Source organism: Flavobacterium sp., assembly GCF_028712645.1.
Classification (GTDB): Bacteria; Bacteroidota; Bacteroidia; order Flavobacteriales; family Flavobacteriaceae; genus Flavobacterium.
This window is the reverse complement of record NZ_JAQTPQ010000094.1, coordinates 1-9,891: the sequence shown is the minus strand read 5'-3', so window position 1 is coordinate 9,891 and position 9,891 is coordinate 1. Positions and strand designations below refer to the sequence as shown.

Genomic DNA, 9,891 nt, shown 5'->3' with positions numbered 1-9,891 from the left:
CACAGATTCTCACAGATTTTTATTGAAATTGAAATCGCCATTAAAATTGTTGTTGAAATTACTATTGCCATTGAAATTACTATTGTCATTGCTTTCTGAATTACTATCTTTGCCAAAATTACACTATTCCAAAATGAAAAATATTATTGCCGAATTACAATGGCGCGGATTGGTTCACGACATTATGCCTGGAACTGAAGAACAATTATTGAAAGAAATGACCACGACTTATATTGGTTTTGATCCAACTTCAGATTCATTGCATATTGGGAGTTTGGTGCCGATAATTCTATTAGTTCATTTGAAAAATTTTGGACACAAACCCATCGCATTAATTGGGGGAGCGACCGGAATGATTGGTGATCCATCAGGGAAATCAGACGAAAGAAATTTGCTTGACGAAACAACTTTGGCAAAAAACGTCATTGGAATTAAAGCAGTTTTGTCACGATTTTTGGACTTTAATTCCGTGGAAATAAACGCCCCAGTTTTAGTAAACAACTACGATTGGATGAAGACTTTTACCTTCATCGATTTTGCTCGTGAAGTAGGTAAAAGAATCACGGTTAATTATATGATGGCCAAAGATTCTGTCAAAAAAAGGTTGACAGGCGAAGGAGAAGGAATGTCGTTTACGGAGTTTACCTATCAATTAATTCAAGGATACGATTTTTATCATTTGCACAAAGAATACAATTGTCTTTTGCAAATGGGTGGTTCTGACCAATGGGGAAATATCACTACGGGAACCGAATTGGTGCGTCGTATGAATGTAGGAGAAGAAGCCAAAGCATTTGCTATGACTTGCCCATTAATCACTAAAGCGGATGGTTCTAAATTTGGGAAATCTGAAGGAGGAAATGTTTGGCTTACCGCCGATAAAACTTCGGTTTATAAGTTCTATCAGTTTTGGTTAAACACTACTGATGTTGATGCTGAAAAATACATCAAGATTTTCACTTTCTTAGATGAAGCTACAATAAATGCATTAATCGAAGAACACAAAACGGCTCCACATTTAAGGGTTTTGCAAAGAAAATTAGCCGAAGAATTGACTGTTTTTGTGCATTCAAAAGAAGATTTAGAAAATGCCATCAAAGCATCGGGAATTCTTTTCGGGAATGCCACTTCTGAGGATTTAAAACAATTAAATGAAGCAACTTTCTTGGAGGTATTTGATGGTGTCCCGCAAGCAGAAATTGCTAGAACTGAAATCGAAGCTGGAATTACTATTGTTGATGTTCTAAACGAAAAAACAGGATTTTTAAAATCGAATGGTGAAGCGAGACGTGCCTTGACTGCCAATTCTATTTCTGTAAACAGAGAAAAAGTAACCGAAGAATTCGTGCTTTCGACCAAAGATTTAATAAATAATCAATTCGTTTTGTTACAAAGTGGAAAGAAAAATTATTTTGTGATTCGGGTTGTTTAACTGTTTAATCGTTTATTTGGTTAACCAGTTAACCAGTTAACCAGTTAACCGATTAAGCTTTTTCAAATCACCATCAAATTACAACCACGAATATCACTATTATCAAAACGTCCCAATACTTCAAAAGAGTTGTTGGGATTTTTTTTGCCTAAATCTTGCGTGGCAATAAATGAACAGGAATTGATGTTGGCTAGGTCAATCACGTTGATTCCACCCGTTTTTCCTTCTTGAACATAAGTCAAAGCATCTTCGGTATCACGAACTAGGATATGCATCCAAGAAGGACATTCGAAAATGCCGTTTCCTAAAGAATAAGCTTGCGACAGTAATTCAGTCATTCCATATTCTGAGTGAATTGCATTAACGCCAAAGCCTTGACATAATTGTTCGTGCAGTTCTTCTCGAATCATTTCTTTGCGTTTCCCTTTCATTCCGCCCGTTTCCATAATGATGGTGTTTTGTAATTTAAACTTTTGCTTCTCAATTAAATCTAACAAAGCATAGGTAACGCCAATCAAAATTACGTTTTGTCCTGAATTGTCTAATCGAATTAATTTATCGATAAGTTCTTCGTGACTGTGAAGATAAAATCCACTTTCAGGATTATTGGTCATTTGAATCAAATCTTCGACCATATAAATTAGTGAAGAACCTTCGCGCTCTAAATAAGAAGGGAGCAAAGCCAAAACAACATAATCTTCGATAGTGCCATAGAATTGAGAGAAACCTTTCCTGTAACTTTCTTCGTATAAAGAAACATCGGTAACAAGATGTTTGCTTGTCATTGTTCCTGTTGTGCCACTACTGGTAAAGGTTTGCTGAACTGGATTTTTATTAGACACAACTTCGTGGCTTTTAAAAAATTGTATGGGCAAAAACGGAATTTGTTCTAATGTTTTTACTTTTTGAATATCCGTTTTTAGAAAATCGCAAAATTCCTGATAAACTAAGTTGTTTTCATATTGAAATCGGAACACTTTAAGTGCTATTTTTTCAAATTGCTTTTGATTAGAAATGGCAAATATGTCAGGAATTGGAATCAAGAATTTTTTTTGCAAAGGTAATTAAATAAAAAAACTCCAATTGTGTAATTGGAGTTTTTAATAATTTTGGAAATTTAATTTATTGAATAATTAATTTTCTAGTATCAGTATTTCCTTCTTCAGTGATTTTTACAATATAAGCACCACTTTTTAGGTTCGAAACATTTACAGTATTGTTTGAAGTTTTAGAGTTTAAAATTTCTTTCCCTAGAATATCATAAACTGATACATATTTTGCATTGCTGCTGTTAGAAGTGATGTACAAAGTACCATTAGAAACTGGGTTTGGATATATGTTTAATCCAGAGATTGCATTTTGTTGAGTTTTTAAAACAAGGGAAGAAGTAGTAACATAAGCCCAATTATCGGCTGTTCTTACAACATCATATTCAACATTTCCTGTTCCAGCAGTTGCATTTCCTGCTTGTCTAAAACAAACACTTGCAATTTGTGCAGCTGCCGCTGATGTTCCGGTTGCATTAGTTAAATCTGAAGTAGGTTCAGTGCTGTCAAGTGCTGGGTTTACAAATAAATCAGCTGTATTATTTGATTTGTCATATTTTACGACAACAAAAACAGGAGTTCCAATAGGAAAATCAGTTGCTAGATAAGTAGCTAAAGTTCCTGTTCCGCTAGTATTTACAATTCCAATGTTAAAGGTGTCTGCGACACTACCAGTTTTTAAAAACAGTCTTCCGTACAATGAAGTGACAGAAGCTCCAGTGGTTGCGCCAAATGCCATAGAATAATCTCCTGTAGTAGTCAAACCAGTAACGTTTGGCAGATTTAAAATAACTGAATAATAGGCTACTCCAGTGAAAGCAGTCCCTACGCTTTTGTTTGCATCTTCGCTATTTCCTGCAACTAATGCAACTTTATTGCCATTAGGAGTTATGCCTGAATAAGTTAATGCTCCAGCTGAGATTGATAATGCTGTTGTTCCACTATGAACTGTCCAGCCGTTAGCACTTAATAATCCTGTTCCTGTAAAAGTATCGGTAAATTGCCCAAACGACAAAGAAGCCAATAAAATAAAAGATAAAGTGTAAAATTTTTTCATAACATTTTTTTTAAATTAGTTGGGTAAATATAACAAAAAAATTTCGTTGAGAAAAAATTCAATGTAAAAAAACCGTTAAATAAAAAATTATGGGAGAAACTATTTGACTATTAGTTTTCTAGTGGCAGAGGCATCGCCTTCGTTGATCTTGATGATATAAACACCTGGATACAAATTGGCAATATTTAATTCTTTTGAAGAAATCATTTGTTGAAGTACTTTTTTTCCAAGGACATCAAAAATAATAATCTCTTTGCTTGAATCATTTTTTGAACTAATATATACTTTTCCATTACTCACAGGATTTGGATACAAGTTTAACCCTTCAATTGAAGCGGTTTCTTGTAGTTTTGGCTGTTGCTTTGTTTCCTGAGCTGAAAGATTGCCAGAATAGAAAAAAGCCAATAAAAGAGTAATATAAAAGTAATTTTTTACCATTAGTTCGATTTGGAGTTGTAAAGATAGAAAAAAAACATTTCACTTTATACGCTTAAAAATAAAAAATCGTAGTATGGGATATCTTTTATAGAAAAATTAACTAAATGATGAAGGAAAATTTTGATTTTAATTCTGAGTTTTAGTCTAAGAATTTAAAAATGAAATCGTAAATATTTATTTTTATTGCATTAAATAAAAGCCAAATTGTTCTCAAACCGTCTCCCTTTTTTCAATTCAATTTATTATCAAATTGTTAACTTATTAACTTATGGTTAACTCTTTCGGGGTTTTGTTTTATATTTACCTTATATAAACACGAATACTACTATTGTTGTTGCCATGAAAAAAAGAAATATAAAGATTTTATTAGTTGATGACGAACCGGATATTTTAGAAATTGTTGGGTATAATTTAATACTTGAAGGCTATCAAGTAATTACAGCAAACAACGGAAAAGAAGCTATTATAAAGGCTAGAAAAGAGATGCCAGACCTGATTATAATGGATGTAATGATGCCAGAAATGGACGGAATGGAGGCTTGTGAAAATATTAGAAAAATCCCCGATTTAAATAATGTAATTATTGCTTTTTTGACTGCCAGAAGCGAAGATTATTCGCAAATGGCAGGTTTTGATGCAGGTGCTGATGATTATATTACAAAACCAATTAAACCAAAATTATTGGTAAGTAAAGTTAAGGCATTGTTACGACGATTGAAAGAACAAGAAAAAAACAGCGAAACTCTAAATGTAGGAGGAATCGAAATTAATCGCGAAGAATATAAAATAATAAAAGAAAATATCGTTATTGCATTGCCTAGAAAAGAGTTTGAGCTGTTCTATTTATTGGCATCGAAACCAGGAAAAGTTTTTAAACGTGATGAGATTTTAGATAAGGTTTGGGGAAATGAAGTTGTTGTTGGAGGAAGAACCATAGATGTTCATATTAGAAAACTTAGAGAGAAAATAGGAGAAGACTTTTTTAAAACCATAAAAGGAGTTGGTTATAAATTTGAAGTGTAATTTTTGTGTTAAATTTGCTTGAATCTTTGACCTAAAAAAATGAAATTAAGTTTCAAAAAAACCTATAAGTTTGCATTAATTTCAGCTTTATATATCAGTCTTTTTGCTACTGTATTTGTAATGCTGCTGGCTATTGTCATATTCAATATCGGCTTTAAAAGTACGCTGTTGTTTGGGGTTATTTTTATCTTAATTATTTATATATTTTCATTTCTGATTATCCAATATAGGGTAGAACATTTTATTTATCGAAGGGTAAAAAAAATATATGATGATGTTTCGCTTCTTGAATCTAGCACTTTGATGAGTCATCCCATAACTACTGATATGGAAACCTTGACTAGAGAGGTAAAGAAGTTTGCGACCGACAAAAAATTGGAGATTGAAATGCTAAAAGACAAGGAAGAATATCGAAGAGAGTTCCTTGGTAATGTTTCTCACGAATTAAAAACACCATTATTTACCGTTCAAGGTTATATATCTACACTTCTAGATGGTGCAATGGATGATAAAACCATTAGAAAAAAATATTTGAAACGAGCCGAAAAGGGTGTAGAACGATTAATCTACATCGTTGAAGATTTAGATATGATTACCAAACTTGAAGTAGGTGATTTGAATTTAGAATTTTCTGATTTTGATATTGTCGAATTAATTCAGAATGTTTTTGACTTATTGGAAATGAAAGCCGACAAAAAGAAAATTACACTTGCATTTGAAAATGATCGTATTCATCCCATATTTGTTCATGGAGACAAAGATAAAATACAACAAGTAATCGAGAATCTTATTGTTAATTCTATAAAATACGGAAAAGAGGGAGGATTGACAGAAGTTGACGTGATTAATTTAACTAAGAAAAAAGTGCTAGTTAGAATAAGTGATAACGGGGAAGGAATAGAGAAACAAAACATTCCGAGACTTTTTGAACGCTTTTATCGCGTAAATAAAAGTGGCTCTCGCTCAGAGGGAGGTTCCGGATTGGGACTTGCCATTGTGAAACATATTATTGAAGCCCACAAAGAAAAAATTTATGTTGAAAGTGAATTTAGCATAGGTTCTGAATTTTCATTTACTCTTAAGAAGATACAGAAAACCAATTGAATCAATTGCTCGAATTATTGTATTAATTGCAGCCTACTTTTGCGATTTAACAATTTAGTGATGATTTATTAACACGATAACATTCACTTAACCTTAAGTTAACATTGGTGCCATTCCTTTGCATCAAAATTAATTAACAACATAAAAAATGAAGAAATTTTCAATTGCGTTTTTATTATTAAACGTATTTATTGGTACAGCACAAGAAGTGCAAAAAGACACCATTGTTGAATCTTTGAAAGAAACAGTTGATGGACATTCGATGAAATTTACAGGATTGGATGAAAGACTTTCCGAAATGAGTAGTGATCTAAGTGGTTTGAAAAAAATCAGTGTTTCTGGTTATATTCAAGCACAATATGATTCATACGATTATGATACACAACCAACAGTTACAAATACATTCTCTATTCGTAGAGCTAGAGTAAAATTTGCTTACAAAGCAGCAGACGGAGTAAAATTTGTGGTACAACCTGATTTTGCGATTGACAAAGTTTCTATGAAAGATGCTTATGTAGTTTTAAACGATCGTTGGACAAATACATTTGCATTAACAATGGGTCAATTTGACAGACCGAGTTATGAAGTAGAATATTCTTCAGGTTCTATGGAATCGCTAGAAAGGTCTAAGCTAAGTGCTGTTTTATATCCTGGAGAAAAAGAAGTTGGGGCAAAATTAGAAGCTAATTTTGAAACAAAATACAACCTGCCATTAAAACTTCAATTAGCAGTAGTGAATGGAAACTTTGGAACTGGTGCTATTGCAAATCAAGTAAAAGATATTGATAGCCAAAAAGATATTATGACAAGAGCAACTTATTCATTAAAATTACCGAGTTCAGGATTGGGTATAGATTTTGGTGGACACGGTTATTTTGGACACACAACCGTGCTAGCTGATGATACTTTTACAGATGTAAACAATGTTGCATTTGCTGCAAAAAAAGGAGATTTGCTTAAAAAACAATGGCTTGGAGCTGAGATGCAAATCTATTATGATTTCTTAGGTGGTGTTTCTTTAAAAGGGGAATATATTTCTGGAACAATTTCGGGATCTACAAATGCTGCACAAGCTAATAAGGATTTTGCTTATAATGCAGTAAAAGAATTCAAAGGTTTCTATACACAATTGATTAAAAACATTGGTAAGAGTAATCAAGCCGTTTTGAAATTCGATATGTTTGATCCAAACAAAAATATTTCAGGAAATGAAGTTTCTAACAAGTCAGATTTAAAATACTCAGCTTGGTCTTTTTCTTGGCAATATTTCTTTGATGAAAATGTAAAAATTGTTGCAGGTTATTCAATTCCAAAACATGAAAGCACTACAAATATTGCCGACGCAGGAAAAAAGAACACATTTACATTGAGATTACAAGCTAAATTCTAATAAAAAAAACTTAAATAAAATTCATTAAAATGAAAACTAAAAATTTTAAAATTGCAGCAATTTTATTAGTCATAATGACAATAGGATTATCTTTTACAACAATCGAAAAAATAACAATAAAAGGGTCAGATACTCTAGTTATTTTGTCACAAAAATGGGCTGAAGTATATATGCAAAAACACCCAGGAACCTCTATTCAAGTTACCGGAGGCGGATCTGGAGTAGGAATTGCAGCATTAATTAATGGTTCTACTGATATTGCAAATGCAAGTCGCCCAATGAAAGCTTCTGAGATTGATAAATTAAAACAAAGATACAATACACTTGGTGTTGAGGTTCCTTGTGCAAAAGATGGAATTTCTATCTATCTAAATAAAGCAAATGGAGTTTCGGAACTTACAGTAAGACAAATTGGAGATATCTTTGCTGGAAAAATCACAAATTGGAAAGAAGTAGGTGGAGCTGATGCAGCTATCAGATTATATGGTAGAGAAAGCAGTTCAGGTACTTTTGGGTTTTTTAAAGACAATGTAGTTAAAGGGGATTATTCACCAAGTTGTCAAACTTTACCTGGAACAGCTGCAATTGTAAATGCAGTGAAGAAAGATAAATTAGGAATAGGTTATGGTGGTGCAGCTTATGCTGAAGGAGTAAAAGATTGTAAAGTTAAAAAAGATGATAAAAGTCCTGCTTACGCTCCAACAGCTGAAACAATAAAAAACAAAACCTATCCAATTTCTAGATATTTGTATATGTATCTTAAATCTAGACCAACAGGTGAAGCAAAAGCTTTTATTGACTGGGTTTTAAGTCCAGAAGGTCAAAAAGTAGTTGTTGAGATTGGTTATTTCCCAGTAAAATAATAATATAAGATAACAATAAGTTAATATCCCTAACTACATCAAGTGAGGGATATTCTTTATTTTTATATAAAAATAAATTAACAAATAATGAAAACTACAAAAATTAAAATCGCTGCAATTTTATTAGTCATAATGACAATAGGATTATCTTTTACAACTTTGAATACAATAACCATAAAAGGTTCTGACACCTTAGTTATTTTATCTCAAAAATGGGCTGAAACGTATATGAAAACGCATCCAGGTTCTTCAATTCAAGTTACTGGTGGTGGTTCAGGTGTAGGTTTAGCAGCTTTGATAAATGGATCAACAGATATTGCTAACGCTAGTCGTCCAATAAAACCTGCTGAATTAGCAAAAATCAAAGCCAAATACAAAAAAAATGCAATTGAAATTCCTTGTGCAAAAGATGGGCTATCGGTTTTCTTAAACAAAGGCAATAAAGTTTCGGAATTAACATTAGAACAATTAGGAAATATTTATTCTGGGAAATTTACTAACTGGAAAGAAGTTGGTGGTGATGATGCTAAAATTCGTTTATACGGAAGAGAAAGCAGCTCAGGAACTTTTGAGTTTTTCAAAGAACATGTTGTTAAAGGTGACTTCTCTCCAAACGTTCAGACTTTGCCAGGAACTGCAGCAATTGTAAATGCTGTAAGTAAAGATAAATACAGTATTGGTTATGGTGGAGCTGCTTATGCTGAAGGGGTTAAAGACTGTAAAGTAAAAAAAGATGCTAAAAGCAAAGGGATTTATCCAACAGCAGTAACTATAAGAAACAAAACTTATCCTATTTCTAGATACTTGTATATGTACCTAAGAGAAAGACCAACTGGTGAAACAAAAGCATTTATTGATTGGGTATTAAGTCCAGAAGGACAGAAATTAGTTGTAGAAACTGGTTATTTCTCCTTAAAATAATATCTTTGCATTATCCCTCATTTGAGTTTCTAGTGAGGGATAATTTTGCGTTTAAAAAAATATGAATTCTTAAAGAATATAAATGAATTCCCAAATTCCGATTAATAAAAATTTCACTAAAGAAAGCCTGAAAAAACAATTCAGGCTTTCTGAGTTTCTAGCAGAGAAAATTATTTCATCGATAGCTTTTCTATCGATAGCAATGATTGTCCTTATTTTCTTTTTTGTTTTTAAGGAGTCATTACCTATTTTTCATTTTGGAAAAAGTCAGGCTGCAAAAACTGAAATAAACGTAGATTCAAAACCAGAATCGTATGGTTCAACTCCCGCAGAGGAATTGAAACCAGAATCGTATGGAGCTGAGCCAACAGAAGATTTGAAGCCAGAAACTTATGGTTCCGAACCAACAGAAGATCTTAAACCTGAGACTTATGGCTCTGAGCCAGTAACTCAAGAAGATTTAAAACCAGAAAGTTATGGTGGTATAGAAACTGATACAGCAGCTTCATCGGCAGAAGAATCTACTTCAACAGTATCAGAAAACAAAGAACGAAAAGATATAACGTGGAGCACTTTTCTAACAACCGAATGGGTTCCTGTATCAGATAATCCAAGAT

9 protein-coding genes and 1 pseudogene are annotated in these 9,891 nt (G+C 32.6%); 7 read left to right on the top strand and 3 right to left on the bottom strand.

Annotation, left to right across the window (positions count from 1 at the left end; genetic code table 11):
* The first annotated feature begins 133 nt into the window (after window positions 1-133).
* Window positions 134-1,432 (top strand): tyrosine--tRNA ligase, encoded by a 1,299-nt coding sequence (gene tyrS, locus PHC28_RS08820; protein ID WP_300098874.1) that lies wholly within the window; start codon window positions 134-136, stop codon window positions 1,430-1,432.
* A 62-nt stretch (window positions 1,433-1,494) separates the two neighbouring features.
* On the opposite strand, the gene PHC28_RS08815 is transcribed toward tyrS, so the two are convergent.
* The 3 genes from PHC28_RS08815 to PHC28_RS08805 all read right to left on the bottom strand — a co-directional run bounded on the left by PHC28_RS08815 (window position 1,495) and on the right by PHC28_RS08805 (window position 3,973).
* Window positions 1,495-2,475, bottom strand: a complete 981-nt coding sequence (locus PHC28_RS08815; RefSeq protein WP_300098887.1) for an acyl transferase — start codon at window positions 2,473-2,475, stop codon at window positions 1,495-1,497.
* A gap of 79 nt (window positions 2,476-2,554) precedes the next feature.
* Entirely contained in the window at window positions 2,555-3,535 is a 981-nt protein-coding gene (locus tag PHC28_RS08810; protein WP_300098871.1) for a T9SS type A sorting domain-containing protein, read from the bottom strand.
* Between the two features lie 99 nt (window positions 3,536-3,634).
* Window positions 3,635-3,973, bottom strand: coding sequence for a T9SS type A sorting domain-containing protein (locus PHC28_RS08805; RefSeq protein WP_300098868.1), 339 nt, complete (start codon window positions 3,971-3,973; stop codon window positions 3,635-3,637).
* Between the two features lie 339 nt (window positions 3,974-4,312).
* Here PHC28_RS08805 and PHC28_RS08800 point away from each other — a divergent pair, with 339 nt between their 5' ends.
* From PHC28_RS08800 to PHC28_RS08775, 6 genes and pseudogenes are all read left to right on the top strand, one after another.
* The gene (locus PHC28_RS08800; RefSeq protein ID WP_300098865.1) at window positions 4,313-4,996 is read left to right on the top strand and encodes a response regulator transcription factor; all 684 of its coding nucleotides are present in this window, start codon (window positions 4,313-4,315) and stop codon (window positions 4,994-4,996) included.
* A 39-nt stretch (window positions 4,997-5,035) separates the two neighbouring features.
* Window positions 5,036-6,100: an ATP-binding protein gene (locus tag PHC28_RS08795; protein ID WP_300098862.1), complete on the top strand. Its 1,065-nt coding sequence runs from the start codon at window positions 5,036-5,038 to the stop codon at window positions 6,098-6,100.
* A gap of 148 nt (window positions 6,101-6,248) precedes the next feature.
* Window positions 6,249-7,490 carry a porin gene (locus PHC28_RS08790; protein WP_300098859.1) on the top strand — a complete coding sequence of 414 codons (1,242 nt, stop codon included), beginning with the start codon at window positions 6,249-6,251 and terminating at the stop codon, window positions 7,488-7,490.
* Between the two features lie 29 nt (window positions 7,491-7,519).
* Window positions 7,520-8,353: a phosphate ABC transporter substrate-binding protein gene (locus tag PHC28_RS08785; protein ID WP_300098856.1), complete on the top strand. Its 834-nt coding sequence runs from the start codon at window positions 7,520-7,522 to the stop codon at window positions 8,351-8,353.
* Window positions 8,354-8,440: 87 nt separating this feature from the next.
* Window positions 8,441-9,274, top strand: a complete 834-nt coding sequence (locus PHC28_RS08780; protein WP_300098853.1) for a phosphate ABC transporter substrate-binding protein — start codon at window positions 8,441-8,443, stop codon at window positions 9,272-9,274.
* 82 nt (window positions 9,275-9,356) lie between these two features.
* A pseudogene (locus PHC28_RS08775) lies at window positions 9,357-9,891 on the top strand (hypothetical protein); the annotation flags it as partial.